At 58.1% G+C, this 289-nt stretch carries 1 pseudogene; it reads right to left on the bottom strand.

Annotated elements, in window-relative coordinates:
• Positions 1-81: 81 nt before the first annotated feature.
• Positions 82-289 (bottom strand): annotated as a pseudogene (locus FLQ44_RS24050) (IS110 family transposase); the annotation flags it as partial.

A 289-nucleotide genomic window follows, 5' to 3' on the forward strand; every position in this document is an offset into this window, starting at 1 on the left:
CCCATACAATCATCATCTCCTTCTTCCACCTCACCTCTGCCGTCTAGCTTGCCTCCATTTCGCTTTCGGCCAACTTCCGGTTCAGATGCTCGCTACGCCGTTTACCGGTGCCATGCCTCGATATGTCCCGCCTTTGGTCAGAAGTACCCATATGACTCGCGCCGTCTTGTTGGCGAGCGCGACGGCGACGACCTTGTAAGGCCGTCGCATCAGAAGCGCGCTCAGCCATTTCGGCGCTTTATCGTTGCCTCGGACGCGTCGCAGAACAGAGCTTGCACCGAGGACGAGT

Origin of the sequence: Vogesella mureinivorans (assembly GCF_007644035.1) — a bacterium.
Classification (GTDB): Bacteria; Pseudomonadota; Gammaproteobacteria; order Burkholderiales; family Chromobacteriaceae; genus Vogesella; species Vogesella mureinivorans.